Genomic DNA, 15,455 nt, shown 5'->3' on the forward strand with positions numbered 1-15,455 from the left:
TGCGGGTGTCGGCCTGTGCTATTCTTGCTGGTACACGCAAAACGGAGATCTGAAGATGGCCGACTGGAATCCTTCTCTTTACCTGCAATACGGCGCGGAAAGAACGCGTCCTGCCGCTGAGCTGCTCGCCAGAGTTCCTCTGGATGAGGTTTCAAACATCGCCGATCTGGGCTGTGGGCCAGGAAACAGTACTGCGTTGTTGAAGCACCGCTGGCCGTCGGCACAGATTACCGGGGTCGATAACTCCCCTGCAATGCTCGAGGAAGCGCGCACCGCGTTACCCGATTGCCGTTTTGTTGAGGCCGATATCCGCCAGTACAAGCCTGGCCAGCCGCTGAATCTGATCTACGCTAACGCATCGCTACAGTGGATACCAGACCATTACGATCTCCTGCCGCACCTTGTTTCTCTCCTGGCGCTGAATGGCGTATTGGCGATCCAGATGCCAGACAACTGGCTTGAGCCGACTCACGTAGCGATGCGCGAAGTGGCGCTGGAGCAAGACTACCCCGATCGCGGTCGGGAACCTCTGCCGGGCGTGCGTGCCTATTACGACATCCTGTCGGAGGCGGGCTGTGAGGTGGATATCTGGCGGACAACCTATTTCCATAAAATGCGCTCCCACCAGGCCATCATTGACTGGGTCAGCGCCACCGGCTTGCGTCCGTGGCTTCAGGAACTGAATGAGAGCGAGCAGAAACGTTTCCTGAAACGCTACCATGAGCTCCTGGAAGAGCAGTATCCGCTCCAGGAAAACGGGCAGATACTGCTGCCTTTCCCGCGGCTGTTTATTGTGGCTCAGCGTCAGCCCTGAACGGGGCTAAGACCGGGCCTCTTTGAGCAGCCGCTGGATAACCTTTTCCTGCTGCTCATAATCGCCTTCGCCAAAGGCGGTATAGCGCAGCTGGCCTTTGGCATCGAAATAGTAATGCGCTGGCCAGTACTGGTTGCCGAAAGCGTTCCAGATTTGGTAGTTGTTATCCGTCACCACCCGATACGGCAGCTGCCATTTATTGACCGCGTTTTTCACCGAGGCGAGCGGTTTTTCCCAGGGATATTCCGGCGTGTGAACCCCAATCACGACCAGCCCCTGCGGCTGGTACTTCGCGGCCCAGTCTCGCACATGCGGGAGCGTGTGCTGGCAGTTAATACAGTCCCAGGTCCAGAAATCAATCAGCACCACCTTCCCTCGCAGGGATTCAGACGTGACAGGGTCACCGTTTATCCACCCGGTTCCCACACTCAATGAGGGCAACTGGCTGCTGGGCTTTGTCATCACGACCGGCTGGAGCTTCACCGGCACGTTCGTCGGTTTCACCAGCGTCAGAAGCCTTGTCTCCAGACGATCCGCGATGCCGTTTGCCCCTCTGAGGAGCGACGTCATCCCTGTGGCGTTGAGCACTACAGCTGCCAGCATCACCACGCCCGCCCCCTGCCGCAGCTTTGCCATCAGCGCCGATTTAGCTCTTAACGGCGCCATCAGCCTGCGGCCTCCTGAAACGAGCAGGCCCAGCATCAGCGCGCATCCGCTGCCGTAGGCCGCCAACAGCGCGCCCGTCGCAATGGCGGAATGCCCCGCAATATTAATGCTGAATATCGCCCCCAGAATGGGCCCGGCGCAGGGAGACCAGAGTAGCCCGACCGCAAGCCCGGCCAGAAAAGCCGATGCCATACCGCGCGTTCTGCCGCTTCGGGTGTTGAGGATATTACCCGCGCTGACGGCTGGCCCTGCAATACGCTGGGCGAATGACGGAGAAATTAACGCCAGCGCGGCCACGCCCAGGATGACGAGGGCGACCCAGCGCCCGACGAGGGTTGCCTCGGCGATCCACGCGCTGGCGGCGGTGACAACCATCGCCACCAGGGTGAACATCACGATCATCCCCGCAAGCAGGGCCAGAATATGGCGTCGTTGCCCCTGAAAACCGGCGAACAGAAGCGGGATAACCGGGAGCGTACATGGACTGAGCAGGCTTATCATCCCGCCCAGAAAAGCGATTACCAGAAACATAGAAACCTCACGATAGAAGTCCTGCGACGCTGCAGTGAGGCCATTTCATCGTGCGGATGTATTCAGGATGTGTGTAAAAACGCGGATTTTGTCTGGCCCTGTATCCCCCTGGGCGGGAGATACAAAACCGTACAATTCGCTAGCGGCGCGGTAGCGTAATGGATACGTCAAGCCCGCCTCCGGCCCGGTTCGCCAGGTGGAGCTTCCCGTCCAGCTGAGCGGTGAGCTGCGCGGCAATGGCAAGGCCGAGGCCGGTTCCGCCGGTATCGCGGTTGCGCGATGTTTCAACCCGGTAAAACGGCTGCAGTACCGCCTCAAGCTCGGCCTCGGGGATCCCCGGTCCGCCGTCCGTAATGTGAATAATCACCTGTGCGGCAGATGACGCATCAAGGGTAATGACGGCATACTCCCCGAACTTCAGGGCGTTATCCAGCAGGTTGGTCATCACCCGGCGAAGCGCCTGCGGGCGGGTAACAATCGGTAAGCGGACTTCGCCTGCCTGAAACTGCACGTTTTTACCGATGTCCTGATAATCGCTGGCGATGCTGTTGACCCATGCGTTCAGCTCCAGCTTCAGGGTCGTCTCTTCAAGTGATTCTGATGACCGGGCATACGCAATGCCCTCCCGCACCAGGCGCGACATGTTATCAAGGTCGTTCAGGAGCTTGTCGCGCAGTTCAGGCTGCTCCGTCATTTCGACCCGCAGCTTCATGCGGGTAATCGGCGTCTGGAGGTCGTGAGAAATGGAGGCCAGGATCTGCGCCCGCTCCTTAAGGTAAGACTGAATGCGTGCCTGCATGGCGTTGAACGCATGGGCTGCCCGCTTAACTTCCATCGGCCCTTTCTCTGCCATTGGCGTGGTGGCTCCCGGTTCGAGGGAGTCAACCGCACGGGTAAACTGTGAAAAAGGCCGCACGACCTGGCGCACGGCAAACCAGGCGCATGCCGCGAGCAGCAGCAGCTGCAGGATGAGTACCACGGGGAGCCAGCTGGCGACCGGCGGCATGCGCGGGATGAGGTCAATGGTCAGCGGCGAGCCATCGCGTAGCGTAAGATGCGCCTGGATGTGGGAAACGGCGCCGGGAACGGCGGTGAAGCTGAGCGGATACTCTGCCGCAAGCGTCGCTTTTAAGGTACGGATAGCATCCTGCGAACGCGTATCCGTCGGCACCGGGCCGGGCTCACCTGAGCCCAGAATATAACGATAGTTACCCCGTTCCAGCCGCGGCAGCCAGGCGGCGCGTTCGCTGGCCGGTAGCCGGTCTAAAATGGCGACGCTGGTTGCGACGTCGTTTTCCAGATTACCGAGCATCACCGAGCGGGCGCTGTGCATGCGTTCAATCATGACCAGCGTCAGGCTCAGGGCGTTAGCCAGCAGCAGACCGGGCAGCACGACGATCAGCAAACGGGCCAGCAGAGAACGCGGCCAAAACCTCATTCGTGAGCCTCTTTAATCGTGACCGGCATGGTAAAAACGTAGCCTTCGCTGCGCACGGTTTTAATGTAGGCGGGCGTGCGGGCATCTTCATTCAGGCGCTGGCGAACCCGGCTAACCAGCAGGTCGATAGAGCGTTCAAACAGCTCGGCGTCCCGTCCCTGCGTCAGGTTGAGCAGCTGATCGCGGGTCAGCACCCGCTGAGGATGATCGAGGAAAACGCGCAGCAGGCGATATTCCGCCCCGCTGAGCGCGACAATCATCCCTTCCGGATCGATTAAGTGCCGGGCGACGGTATCGAGTTGCCATTCACCAAACGTCACCAGCCGCCCTGCTTCGGTCACCTGTAGATTGGGCGGCATTGTACGAAAACGGCGTAAAATCGCTTTGATACGCGCCAGCAGCTCGCGCGCAACAAATGGCTTCACCACGTAGTCATCGGCTCCCATCTCCAGCCCCAGGATCCTGTCCGTCTCCTCATTGCGCGCCGTCAGCATCAGAATAGGCAGATCTTTATGTTTGCCGCTGCGCAGCTGCCGACATAGCGTAAGACCGTCATCACCGGGCATCATGACGTCCAGCACCACCAGGTCGATATGCTGTTTATCCAGCACGACGCGCATCTCTTTGCCGTTGGCCGCCCCCGTCGCGCGATAACCAGACTTGCCGAGATAATCGACGATCAGTTCACGGATATCCCTGTCGTCATCGACGACAAGGATATGATCAATATGCTCCACCGAAATCTCCAGACCGAAGGGTAACGTATTGAAAATAGCACATTTCAGAGTTTATCTGCGTCGACCACCGCTTTGACGAATTCCTGCGGATCTTCCTGCGGCGGATTGTGTCCTACGGTCGCCCCAAAGGTGCGGTGTTCATACTTACCGGTAAATTTACCCGCGTAGGCCTGCGGTGCCGGATGCGGCGCGCCGTTGTTTCCGCCTTCGATGGTGATCGTCGGTACGGTGATGTTCGGCAGCGTGGCCAGTTTTTTCTCGTAGCCGTCGTATTTGCGCTCGCCTTTCTCCAGCCCTAAGCGCCAGCGATAGTTGCTGAGCGTCACCGCGACGTGATCCGGGTTATCGAGCGATTTAGCGCTGGCGTTAAAGGTTGCATCGCTAAATTTCCAGTCAGGCGAGGCCTGCGACCAGATCAATCGCGCAAAGTCATGCGTGTTTTTAGCATAGCCTTGCGCACCGCGCGCGGTGGCAAAGTAGAACTGATACCACCACTGCTGCTCGGCTTTTGGCGGCAGCGGCTGTTTGCCAATCTGCTGGCTGCTGATGAGGTATCCACTCACCGAAACGAGCGACTTCACGCGCTCTGGCCATAATGCCGCAACGATATCCGCCGTGCGCGCCCCCCAGTCATATCCTGCAAATACCGCCTGCTTGATATTCAGGGCATCCATCAGGTTCACAACATCGTTTGCCATGGCCGAAGGCTGCCCGTTGCGCGGCGTTTTGGCTGACAGAAAGCGCGTGGTGCCGTAGCCGCGCAGAGACGGCACAATCACCCGGTAGCCTTTTGCCGCCAGCGCGGGCGCGACGTCGGCATAGCTGTGAATATCGTAGGGCCAGCCGTGCAGTAAAATAACCGGCTGGCCGTCTTTCGGGCCAATGTCGACATAACCGACGTTCAGATCGCCAGCGTTAATTTGCTGTGGACGATCGAAGGCCGCGGCGAAGCTGGTACCGGCGACTTCGGCCTGACAGGACATCACGGTGCCAAGAGAAACGGTCAGTGCGAGGGTTGAGAAAGCGAGTTTGCTGAACATGTTGGTATCTCCGGTTGAGTACAATTCACGGGGATATAACAACACTGCAGTGTATTGCGAATATGTGCGAAAGCGGGTTTATTGCAAGCCTGTGTATGTATGTGGAACGCTGATACAGTACGATACAAACGCAGGCGTTTTTGTCTTAAAGGGAGAGGCGATAGCGGACGTAATCGTCGGCTTCACCATATTTGTCATAAAGTTTACGCGCCGGATTGTTCTCCCGGGTGACCCAGTACAGTTTCGACCACCCTTCGCGCCTGCCCTCCTCAATCAAAGCGTCGATGAGCGCCTTACCGGCACCCGCCCCGCGTTCGGCAGCATCAACAAACAGATCTTCCAGGTAGCAGATGGGGGCCGTTGACCAAGTGCCTTCGTGCAGAACGCACATGGCGAAACCGATGACCTTTTCGTCCTTCTCTACCACGCGGCAGAACATCGACGATTGCGCTGAGAGCGCCCTTTCCCACGTTGATGCGGTGACGGATTCCTCTAAAAAGCAGTCATAAAATTGGGTATAGCCGTCCCACAGCGGTCGCCATTGGGGGTAATCGTCTTCACGCAGCGGTCTTACCGTAATAGCCATGTGTTCCTCACATTAGACATTAATCGCCATTTCGAAACAGTGTAATATGAAACTCATTGATATTTTAGCACCCAGTAGGCCGGGTAAGCGCAGCGCCACCCGGCAAGATAACGCCTAAACAGGGAGATTCGCGCATGACAATTCCGACGTTGACGACAGAACGCCTGCTGCTAAAACCGCTGGTTGCCGACGATGCCATCCAGATACAGAAGCTGTATCCACGCTGGGAGATCGTGCGTTATATGGTCTCTTCCGTGCCCTGGCCCTACCCGGATAACGGTGCGGAAAATTATGTTAACAACGTCGCGCTGCCGGATATGGCGAAAGGGATTGCCTGGTTCTGGAGCATCCGACGACGCGAGGTGCCGGATGAACTGATGGGCATTATTTGCCTGTACGACGTCGAGGACAACAATCGCGGGTTCTGGCTCGCGCCGGAGTTCCAGGGCAAAGGATATATGCGCGAGGCCAGCATTGCCGCGACTGATTACTGGTTCAACACGCTAAACAAACCCGTATTACGTGCGCCGAAGGCGGCCGCAAACGGCCGCTCGCGTCGTATTTCGGACAGCAGCGGCATGCGGCTCATCAGGACGGAGAAGAAAGCCTACGTCAGCGGCATGCTGGATTCCGAACTGTGGGAGATCACCCGCGACGAGTGGAACGCCCGTCAGGTCAGCTGATAGTGCTTATCCGGCATCAGCCTTTCCGGAATGCTCTCTTCGTCGTTCATCTGCAGCAGATCGCGTTCCATATTGTTGCAGATAGCGTCCAGCGGCAGATCGTTATCTTCCGTGCCAAACGGGTCTTCCAGCTCTTCCGCCAGGGTGTCCAGCGAGATAAAGGTATAGGAGATCAACGCGGAGACAAACGGCGTCATGTAATGCAGGTCCACAACCAGCGCGAACGGCAGCATGATGCAGAACAGATACACCGTGCGGTGCAAAATCAGCGTATAGGCAAACGGCACCGGCGTTGTCGCAATGCGTTCGCATCCGGAAAGGACGATGGACATATCGTTCAGACGGTTGTTCAGGCTATGGAACAGGATGTCCGAAAGCTGCCCGTTACGCCGCCGCACGGCCAGCCACTCACCCATGATCAGCAAAATACGGTTCGCCGGTGAGCTGGCGTCCATGACTTTACGTAAATCATCCGCAGCAAGATAGCGAGAAAGCTGCCCGGCGGTCAGCTCACGGCGCAGGGTCATGCGCAGGCAGTTGGCAAAAGCAATTTGCAGGCGGACGAATTCGCCAAGGTGCTTATCGTCGGGCAAGGTGTTTTTTACCTCGCGAAACAGCGAGCGTGCCGCTATCATCAACTGCCCCCAGAGCAGGCGAGCCTCAACGTAGCGTGCATAGCAGGCGTTGTTTCTGAAACCCAAAAAGATGGCAATCGCCACGCCGAGAATGCTGAATGGCGCCACGGTAAATTTGATGCCCAGCGAGGTATACCAGGGCAGCATCAGGATTACGGCGATAGAGAGCAGGAAGTTGAGCAACAGTCGGGTATAGATTTTGGGAAGTACCGAACCGTGCCAGACAAAAATCAGTTGGAGCCAGTGCTGTTTAGGACGAACAATCATAGTGAGTTTCAGGAAAGGAAAGTGCCGGGCTATTAAACGTGATCCCCCTCACGGTTGCAAGCATGTTAACGAAACATTGAATTTTCTCACCTGCAAGGCAATAACCGCACGGTGCTGCATCTGTTTTTAAAAACAGGGTATATAGTATGTTGTAACTAAAATAAGGGGTATTTAAACCCGGCCGAAGCCGGGTAAAGTCATTAGCAAAGCGGTTTCACCGCTGCGCGCATCCCCTTCAGCAGAATGGCATCGAGATCCAGCGTGACCTGGTCGACAAGTCCGGCCACCTGCGTCAGATCCTGTTCCCAGTGCTCGCTCACGCGCAGTACAGCCTGCACCAGATCACGGGTGGTCAACTGCTGGTCCCGGTGCTGCGCCCAGAGCTGCTGATAACGTTCCAGCCAGAATGCATCATCCTGCACCGGATAGTTCTCCCCGCTACGCTCCGCGCGATAAAACGCGATGAGCGCCGCCAGGGCAAAGGTCAGGCGCGCAGGTAAGCGTCCGGTTGCCTCCTGCCCCGCCAGCAGCTGTGGCAGGATGCGGGTGCGGAACTTGGTCATGCCGTTGAGCGCAATGGACAGCAGCTGGTGTCTGATGTAGGGATTGCGAAAACGCCCTGTTACCGCACGGGCAAAAGATTCCAGCTCGTCGCGCCGCAGATCGAGGACCGGAATAATCTCCTGATAAATCGCTTTTTCAACAAACGCGCAGACCTCTGTGTCGTTCATCGCCTCGCCCACCGTATCCAGACCCGCCTGGAAAGCCACCGGCACCAGCGCGGTGTGCGCACCGTTCAGGATGGCGACCTTGCGCGCCTTGTAGGGCTTGATGTCGTCGACGATCAGCACGTTTAACGGATACCGATCGAGACGAAGTTCCTGAGCGAGAGAGGCTGGCCCCTGGATAACGAACAGATAGAAGTGTTCCGCCGTGTCCAGGAACCCATCGTGATAACCCAGCTCGGCTTCCAGCGTAGCCGCTTCGTCGCGCGGGTAACCGGTCACAATACGGTCAACCAGCGTTGAGCAGAACGTGTTTGCCTGATTAAGCCACTCGATGAAAGCGGCAGGTAACGCCCACTCCTGCGCATAGCGTAAGACCAGCTCGCGCAGGGCGTCGCCGTTATAGTCAATCAGTTCGCACGGAATGATGATCCAGCCTTTGTCTGTCGCTCCCTTGAAGTAGCTAAAGCGCTCAAACAGCAGCCGCGTCAGCTTCGCCGGATAGCTCACCGCTGGCGCATCGTCGAATCTGTCACCCGCGTGATAGCTGATGCCCGCTTCGGTGGTGTTCGAGAACACAAAGCGCATATCCGGATTGTGGGCCAGCGTCAGAAATGCGTCATAGTCGTCATAAACGCTGATTTCCCGGTTCACGGAGCGGATAAGCCGGGCGTCACTCACCGCCTCCCCCTTCTCGTTCAGGCCACGAATAATCGTCGTGTACAACCCGTCCTGCGTACTCAGCGACGGCGGAAAGTCGCTCTTGATAGGACGGACGACAACCACGCCAGCGTTCAGGTCGGTATGCTCGTTGAGCAGGTCGATTTGCCAGTCGATGAAGGCGCGCAGGAAATTGCCTTCACCAAACTGAATGATGCGTTCGGGGTATTGAGCACCGGGAAAATCATGACGGTTGAGCGTGTTCACAAGGGGGTTCCTTTTATGATTAGTCATACAGCCTGATAAGATTGGTACGATAACTTATCAAAACTTAACGACCAGAAACCCTGTTTTGATCAATCCGCCGCGTAGTTGTGCAAAATAATTATAAGAACTTATAAAAGAGTGACGTGGCCGTCATGGCGCCGTCCGGCATCAGGGCATAGCGAGGGATCTCCCCCACCTTTTGCCAGCCGGCTCGCTGGTAGAACGTCTCAGCGCCGCTGCCGGTAGCGGTATCGAGCACCAGAACGGAAATCTCTCTGGCCCTGGCCTCAGCTTCCAGCGCTTCCATCAGTGCCATCGCGGCCCCTTTCCGACGCGCTTTCTCGTGAACCAAAAGCTTTGCCACATCGGCCCTGTGCGGCTGGTTTTCCGGCTGGTCCGTGATCAGCTGCACCGTTCCGATGACGCCGTCCCGCTCGTCAAAACAGGCAAGCACGAGACGCTCGCCTCGCGCTGCGCTTTGAGCAATGCCGCGCCAGAAAATACGGGCCTTATCGAGGCTATAAGGGAGCATAAAGCTGACGGATGCCCCGCCGTTTACGCAGTTTTCGAGGATCCCGGCCAGCGCGTCCAGGTGCGCAAGGATTGCTTCCCCGGTGAGGATTTTGACTTGCAGTGAGGTATTCATTGTTTTTCCTTACGTTGAATACGCTCACTTTGTATTTAACAACTTATTAACGCAAGCGGTTCGGACATAGGCTTTCGTTATGTCACCGGGCGCGCTGTCGCTGCTGCTTCATGGCGTACATCTTTTCATCCGCATCCTTCAACCACTGCTGCAGGTCGTTGCCGTTATGATCGAATTCGCTTAGGCCCCACGAAAATAAAAGCGACCAGGGATGCAGCCTGCGCGCGTTATAGTTTTCGACCTGTTCGGCGAGATACTGCATGGCAATCCAGGCGCCCTGTTCATCCGTATCGGCAAACAGCACGGCGAACTCGTCCCCGCCAAAACGCACCAGCAGATCCGCTTCACGGAAAGAGGTGCGCATCAGCTGCGCCATGGCCTTCAGCGCCTTATCCCCCTCTTCATGCCCGTAGCGATCGTTGATCTCCTTGAAGCGATCCAAATCCAGCCAGCCGAGCGTCAGCGGCTCGGCCCGGCGTCGGGCGACCGAAAGCGTGAACCGCACCAGTTGATTAAAGCCCCGGCGGTTGAATAAGCCGGTTAATTCATCCGTTGTCGCCGCGCTGATGGCGGCAAACTCATCTTCAGCAAGCGCGCCCAGATCGCCAAGAACGGCGAGATCGGCTGCGGAAAACTCCCTGGGGGCGTAGTCAATCAGGCAGAGCGAGCCGACGCTTGCACCGTCACGCAGGCGCAGCGGGAACCCCGCGTAAAAACGCACCCGAGGCTCACCGGCCACCAGCGGATTATCCGCAAAACGATCGTCCTGAAGCATATCCCCCACCACCAGCGGCGTTTCGGCGAGGATCGTATGGCCACAAAATGAGATATTACGCGGAACGGAACCGGGTGCCTGACCATCAGCCGACTTAACGATGAGCGAGTGCTCATCAATGAGATTGACCATCGCCAGCGGTACCTGGAAGAAGCGTTTTGCCAGGCGCGTTAAGCGGTCAAACGCCGGGGAACTGTCGATCTCAAGCAGGCCTGATTCACGAAGCGAGTTGAGTCTGTCTGTTTCATTTTCAGGGGTTGCAGGTGCTTTCATAATGTCTCCTGACGTAAAGCCTTACTAAAAGCGTAGCTTAAACAGAGACATTGTCAGTGTCCCCACATCCTGTTAAGCCGCTTACTATTCACGTCAATGCCTTATGACGATTAACGCAGCTAAGATTCATTTCCGGATGGCGCGACAATGTGCTCGTCCGACACCCGGGCGCTGGTACGGTTTCGCCCCGCTTTTTTGGAACGATAGAGATGATCGTCCGCTTCGGCCATGAGCTTGTTGAAGACCTCGGTCAACTGCCAGGCCTCGGCCTTCCCGCTTCCGAGGCCAATACTGACCGTCAGAGAGAGCGTCTGATTCCGCCAGGTAAACGGATGGCTGGCAACGGTCACGCGGATACGTTCGGCCAGTTCAAATCCGTGCTGCGCATCGCCAGAGTTCACCACCACCGCGAACTCTTCACCGCCCATCCGCGCGACCATACCATCTTCGCCAACAACCTGCTGAACCTGACGGGCAAACGACGCCAGCACGCGGTCGCCGCACTCGTGGCCGTAGTTATCGTTAATGCTTTTAAAGTAATCAATATCCAGCAGCATGACGGTCAGAAAACGGGAGTGCCGGTACGTCTCTTCCTGTTTTAACGCTTCATAGAGCCCGGAACGCGAATAGACGTGCGTGAGAAAGTCATAATCCGCCCTCAGTGAAACCTGGCGGATGAGGGAATTAATGGCTGCCATGCTGACGGATACCATCACCGGACAGATCGCCATCGTGGCAATGCCCAGCCGGACTGAAAACATCATTGGCGTCGTAAAGGGCGTCGCCACGGCAATATTAATAATCGCGTTGGCGACAAGAACGATCTCAGTCGCGCCAGTGATAAACGTCAGCAGGCAGGTCGCGGGCAATGAGTAGCGAACCGCACACCAGATAAGCGCCGGCAGCGGAAAACAGAGGCTCCCCGCGCCGCCAATCACCACCGACGCGGCAACGGAGACGATCAGCGCAATCACCGGCAGCAGTTTCTCCAGACGTAACACCGGCGTGCTCCCGGGCATACCTATCGTGAGCATACAGGGCACCACCAGCACCCCGGTTGAGAACTGTTCGCTGAACCAGTCGGCAAAAAGCGGCCAGAAGGTATGACTGTCAATCCCGACCGAGCCCACCGCGCCAAGCAAGGCGCAGAACAGCGCGGCAATCAGGCAGTAGTTAAACAGGCGTAATGCGTTAAGCGGATCGGGGGTTTTCTTCATCAACCGCCTGTCACGCTGAATCAGCACGGCCACAACGACGATGAAGACCATGTTCGACAGGTTGATCGTCACGGAGGCCATCCCCCAGTTGGTTGTTACCGCGTCGTACAACAGCATTGCGACATAACATACCGCATAGTAATGCAGGCGATTCAGGTAAACATAGCGGGCAAAGATCCCTGCCATTACGCCATTTAGCGGCCAGAACAGCGACAAGGCCTCCACGAGACGCAATTCCGCACCCACAAAATAAAATAAGGTGGTGAGAATAAAGATCGTCGCGGCATTTCGCAGCGGCGTGTCGGGCTGGAACGGCCTGAAAGCGGTAAGGGCAGATCGCATCAAATATCATTCCATGTGATGGCTTATGGCAATAATTGCGGTCGTCAGCATGATCGGGGCTCACTTGGGATGCATCTATAACACAAATATAACGGGAGCATAACTCGTCAAATTTAGGCGTTCATTTGCAGTACCAGCCAGTGATGAATAACGCTGACGATATAATACCGTTGCTGCGCGGTGAGCGTGACGCCCTGCGGAATATTATGCCATTTTGCCAGACAGCCCCGACAGCAGGTGGCGGTGGCATGCTGGGCGATAAATACCGGGTGACCTCGCATCGGCGTCTGCTTGCCGTCGTTTACGGGGTGAGCGGGCGCAAGCCGCTTTTCAATAAAATCAGCGGCGTGCTGGTCAATGGTTTCGGGGCCTTTGTCCCAGCAGTACCGTCGTTCCTTCTCGCCTAAGCGAAAGCGCGAGCGAAATGTCGATCGCGCCAGGCGGGAAAAAAGAGGATCCAGATCGGACATCAGTATACCGAACGTCCCAGACGCTGGGTCAGTTTCTCCAGAACCGCCACGCCTGCAAGCGAATTTCCCGTTTCATCCAGCTCCGGGCTCCACACGGCTATCGCCATTTCATGGGGCACGATCGCCACCACTCCGCCGCCAACGCCGGATTTAGCCGGAAGCCCAACCCGCCAGGCAAACTCACCGGCGTTTTGATACATCCCGCTGGTCGCCATCAGGGCGTTAACCTGGCGCGCCTGCAGCGGAGAAACGACCTCCTGATCGAGATGCGGCGCGTGCCCCTGGTGTGCCAGGAACAGGAACGTCTGGGCCAGCTCAACGCAGCTCATTTTCAGCGCGCAGTAATGGAAGTAGTTTTGCAGCACCGTCGCCACGTCGTTATGGAAATTGCCGAAGGATTTCATCAGCCACGCGATGGCCGCGTTACGGGCGGAGTGTTCAAACTCCGAGCGGGCAACAACCGGGTCGTAGGCTATATCGTCCACGCCCGAGAGCTGGCGAACGATCTCAAGCATGCGCTGGCGCGGCGCGCTGAGGCGGCTTTGCAGCATATCGCACACCACCAGCGCCCCGGCGTTAATAAAGGGGTTTCGCGGTTTACCCTGTTCAATTTCGAGCTGAAGCAGGGAGTTAAACGGCTGGCCGGACGGATCTTTGCCCACGCGCTGCCAGATCTCTTCCTCTTCATACTGGCGCATCGCCGCAACCAGGCTCAGCACTTTCGAAATGGACTGAATGGAAAAACGTTCAGTGGCATCGCCTGCCTGGAACCGCTGTCCGTCGATGGTACAGATAGCAATTCCCAGCTTGTTCCCGCTCACCGAGGCAAGGGCCGGAATATAGTCGGCAACCTTCCCCTTTCCAATTAACGGACGAACCTGCGCCAGAATCTCGTCCAACATTTCATTATGGATGACCGCAGCCACACTTTGCTCCTTGCCCTCAGGCTAAAACGGGCTGCGAGTATAACAGAGGCTAATGTATTGCGTCAGGCGCTAAGACGAAAACGCGAAACGGCCTGCAGCAACAGGTCGGATTGCTTTTGCAGGCGTTCCGACGCATCCGACGCGTCAGAGACCAGCAGATCCGTTTGACGGGAAACCTGATTCAGCGCCTGAAGCTGGCGCGTCATCTGATGAATACTGTCTCCCTGACTGAGCGTGGCGGTTGAGATCTCATTCAGTAAACTGCTTAAATTTCCCACCAGGCCGGTGACCTGCTGTAGATTCTCTTCCATGAGATTAACGGCGCGGGAGCCGTCTTCAATGCCCTGCAGCGAGCGGTTAATCAGCTCCTGAATGGTCTGCGTCGAGTGGCTGCTCTTTCTGGCCAAAAGCCCAACTTCCCGGGCGACGACGGCGAACCCGCGCCCCTGGTTTCCGGCATGGGCCGCCTCGATGGCGGCATTCAGCGCCAGAATGTTTGTCTGAAACGCCACGCTGTCGATCATCGCCACGATCCCGCGCATTTCAGAAGATCGGTCGACGATCGCCTGCATGGACGCGTTAACGGTCGACATCATCTGGTCGCCCCCTACGGCGGCCTGGCGCGCTTCATCGGCCCGCGTGCTGGCGAGCCTGGCATAGCCGGTATTCCCTTCTACATGGCTTTCCAGCGCCGCGATATGCGCCGTCACGTCCTCCAGCTCTTTCGCCTGGCGTGCCGACTGCTGATACAGCTTCTGGTTACCCTCCGCCAGGGATCCAATATTCTCCACCATGGTGGCAGTGGCATGGCTAACCTGCGTTACCAGCTGCTGGAGACCCTGCTGCATCGTCGCAATACTGTCGCTAAGCTGCCCTATCTCCCGGTTGAAGCGCATGACGTTCGGCGGCGTGCCGGAGAGATCCCCTGCCGCCAGGCGGTTAATATGCGCAATGAGGCGACGCAGCGGCGTAATCACCCACCGGGACATGCCGAACCAGACGGCAACCGCGATGGCGAGCAGCAGCACCGGCGCAAGCAGGAATAGCGTTTGCAGGCCGGAGAGCTGCGCCATTAAGCTCTGACGCCCCTGCATGGCCTGCTTTTCGCTTGCCTGCTGATAGCGAGCGTAGTTGTCGTTAAAATCAGACTGAAACGCCTGAGACGGCACGGCAAAGAAGGCGTCAATCGTGTTGGTTTTGAGAAGCCCTTCGGCCTGCTCTTCGATCGCGCCGTAGAAAAGCTGATAGCTGTTCACCAGGGCGTCGTCTTTCGGCGGATTCAGCGCCAGCCAGGCCTTCCACGCCTGCTGTGAAACCGCCAGCGCCTTTTGCGCATCATCCATCAGGCTATGCCAGCTTCCGTCGGATCCGGTCTCTTTATCCTGCATAAACCAGACGCCGGCGCGGTTAAGCAGATCGCTTGCCGCCAGCAGGGAGACGCGGGCCAGATCCAGCTTGCTCTGCTGCTGCCAGGCCAGCAGGTTTTGCTGCTCGTTGCGCTGGGCTTCGTTCAGGGAGGCGTTAAGCAGGAAGGATGAGGAGAGCTGCAGCGCGGAGAAAAGGCCAATAATACAAAAGATGCCCGTCAACAGGCCAAAGCGACGAGGGGTAAGACGCTGCGCAATACGGCGAGAAATTTGCGTTAGGTTCATAATTAGCTTCATTAACAATGCGTTAGACGCGTGCGAGTCTACGAAATGAAAATGACAGAACCATTGCAGAATAATGACAGCGGCCCTCGCGATGAGGGCCGACAT

The 15,455-nt window shown here is 57.2% G+C and carries 15 protein-coding genes; 2 read left to right on the forward strand and 13 right to left on the reverse strand.

What is annotated here, in order from left to right; genetic code table 11:
• Positions 1-55: 55 nt before the first annotated feature.
• Positions 56-814 carry a trans-aconitate 2-methyltransferase gene (tam, locus tag L6R44_RS03160; protein WP_237423230.1) on the forward strand — a complete coding sequence of 253 codons (759 nt, stop codon included), beginning with the start codon at positions 56-58 and terminating at the stop codon, positions 812-814.
• Between the two features lie 6 nt (positions 815-820).
• On the opposite strand, the gene L6R44_RS03165 is transcribed toward tam, so the two are convergent.
• The 5 genes from L6R44_RS03165 to L6R44_RS03185 form a co-directional block, all read right to left on the reverse strand.
• On the reverse strand, positions 821-2,011 hold the full coding sequence (locus L6R44_RS03165; RefSeq protein ID WP_237423231.1) for a cytochrome c biogenesis protein/redoxin: 1,191 nt from the start codon (positions 2,009-2,011) through the stop codon (positions 821-823).
• A 139-nt stretch (positions 2,012-2,150) separates the two neighbouring features.
• The gene (locus L6R44_RS03170; protein ID WP_237423232.1) at positions 2,151-3,449 is read right to left on the reverse strand and encodes an ATP-binding protein; all 1,299 of its coding nucleotides are present in this window, start codon (positions 3,447-3,449) and stop codon (positions 2,151-2,153) included.
• The gene (locus L6R44_RS03175) at positions 3,446-4,186 is read right to left on the reverse strand and encodes a response regulator (RefSeq protein ID WP_237423233.1); all 741 of its coding nucleotides are present in this window, start codon (positions 4,184-4,186) and stop codon (positions 3,446-3,448) included. The genes L6R44_RS03170 and L6R44_RS03175 overlap by 4 nt, the downstream gene beginning before the upstream one ends.
• A gap of 44 nt (positions 4,187-4,230) precedes the next feature.
• Complete coding sequence (locus tag L6R44_RS03180) at positions 4,231-5,226, reverse strand: alpha/beta fold hydrolase (RefSeq protein WP_237423234.1); 996 nt, start codon at positions 5,224-5,226, stop codon at positions 4,231-4,233.
• Between the two features lie 145 nt (positions 5,227-5,371).
• Entirely contained in the window at positions 5,372-5,812 is a 441-nt protein-coding gene (locus tag L6R44_RS03185) for a GNAT family N-acetyltransferase (RefSeq protein ID WP_237423235.1), read from the reverse strand.
• A 134-nt stretch (positions 5,813-5,946) separates the two neighbouring features.
• Here L6R44_RS03185 and L6R44_RS03190 point away from each other — a divergent pair, with 134 nt between their 5' ends.
• Positions 5,947-6,495, forward strand: a complete 549-nt coding sequence (locus tag L6R44_RS03190; protein WP_237423236.1) for a GNAT family N-acetyltransferase — start codon at positions 5,947-5,949, stop codon at positions 6,493-6,495.
• On the opposite strand, the gene L6R44_RS03195 is transcribed toward L6R44_RS03190, so the two are convergent.
• The 8 genes from L6R44_RS03195 to L6R44_RS03230 form a co-directional block, all read right to left on the reverse strand.
• Positions 6,483-7,397 carry a bestrophin family protein gene (locus L6R44_RS03195; protein WP_237423237.1) on the reverse strand — a complete coding sequence of 305 codons (915 nt, stop codon included), beginning with the start codon at positions 7,395-7,397 and terminating at the stop codon, positions 6,483-6,485. The two genes, L6R44_RS03190 and L6R44_RS03195, sit on opposite strands and share 13 nt — an antisense overlap.
• A gap of 200 nt (positions 7,398-7,597) precedes the next feature.
• Positions 7,598-9,049 carry a tagaturonate reductase gene (locus tag L6R44_RS03200; protein ID WP_237423238.1) on the reverse strand — a complete coding sequence of 484 codons (1,452 nt, stop codon included), beginning with the start codon at positions 9,047-9,049 and terminating at the stop codon, positions 7,598-7,600.
• A gap of 118 nt (positions 9,050-9,167) precedes the next feature.
• Entirely contained in the window at positions 9,168-9,695 is a 528-nt protein-coding gene (locus L6R44_RS03205) for a GNAT family N-acetyltransferase (protein WP_237423239.1), read from the reverse strand.
• 82 nt (positions 9,696-9,777) lie between these two features.
• Entirely contained in the window at positions 9,778-10,743 is a 966-nt protein-coding gene (locus L6R44_RS03210; protein ID WP_032640151.1) for a sensor domain-containing diguanylate cyclase, read from the reverse strand.
• Positions 10,744-10,862: 119 nt separating this feature from the next.
• Positions 10,863-12,302 (reverse strand): GGDEF domain-containing protein, encoded by a 1,440-nt coding sequence (locus L6R44_RS03215; RefSeq protein WP_237423240.1) that lies wholly within the window; start codon positions 12,300-12,302, stop codon positions 10,863-10,865.
• Positions 12,303-12,415: 113 nt separating this feature from the next.
• The gene (locus tag L6R44_RS03220; RefSeq protein WP_237423241.1) at positions 12,416-12,772 is read right to left on the reverse strand and encodes a DUF4186 domain-containing protein; all 357 of its coding nucleotides are present in this window, start codon (positions 12,770-12,772) and stop codon (positions 12,416-12,418) included.
• A complete protein-coding gene (glsB, locus tag L6R44_RS03225; RefSeq protein WP_032640159.1) occupies positions 12,772-13,698 on the reverse strand; it encodes a glutaminase B in 927 nt (308 codons plus the stop codon). The genes L6R44_RS03220 and glsB overlap by 1 nt, the downstream gene beginning before the upstream one ends.
• Before the next feature lie 62 nt (positions 13,699-13,760).
• Positions 13,761-15,350 carry a methyl-accepting chemotaxis protein gene (locus L6R44_RS03230; protein WP_237423242.1) on the reverse strand — a complete coding sequence of 530 codons (1,590 nt, stop codon included), beginning with the start codon at positions 15,348-15,350 and terminating at the stop codon, positions 13,761-13,763.
• Positions 15,351-15,455: the final 105 nt, after the last annotated feature.

The sequence above is a fragment of the Enterobacter cloacae complex sp. ECC445 genome (assembly GCF_021892025.1).
GTDB lineage: Bacteria > Pseudomonadota > Gammaproteobacteria > Enterobacterales > Enterobacteriaceae > Enterobacter > Enterobacter chengduensis.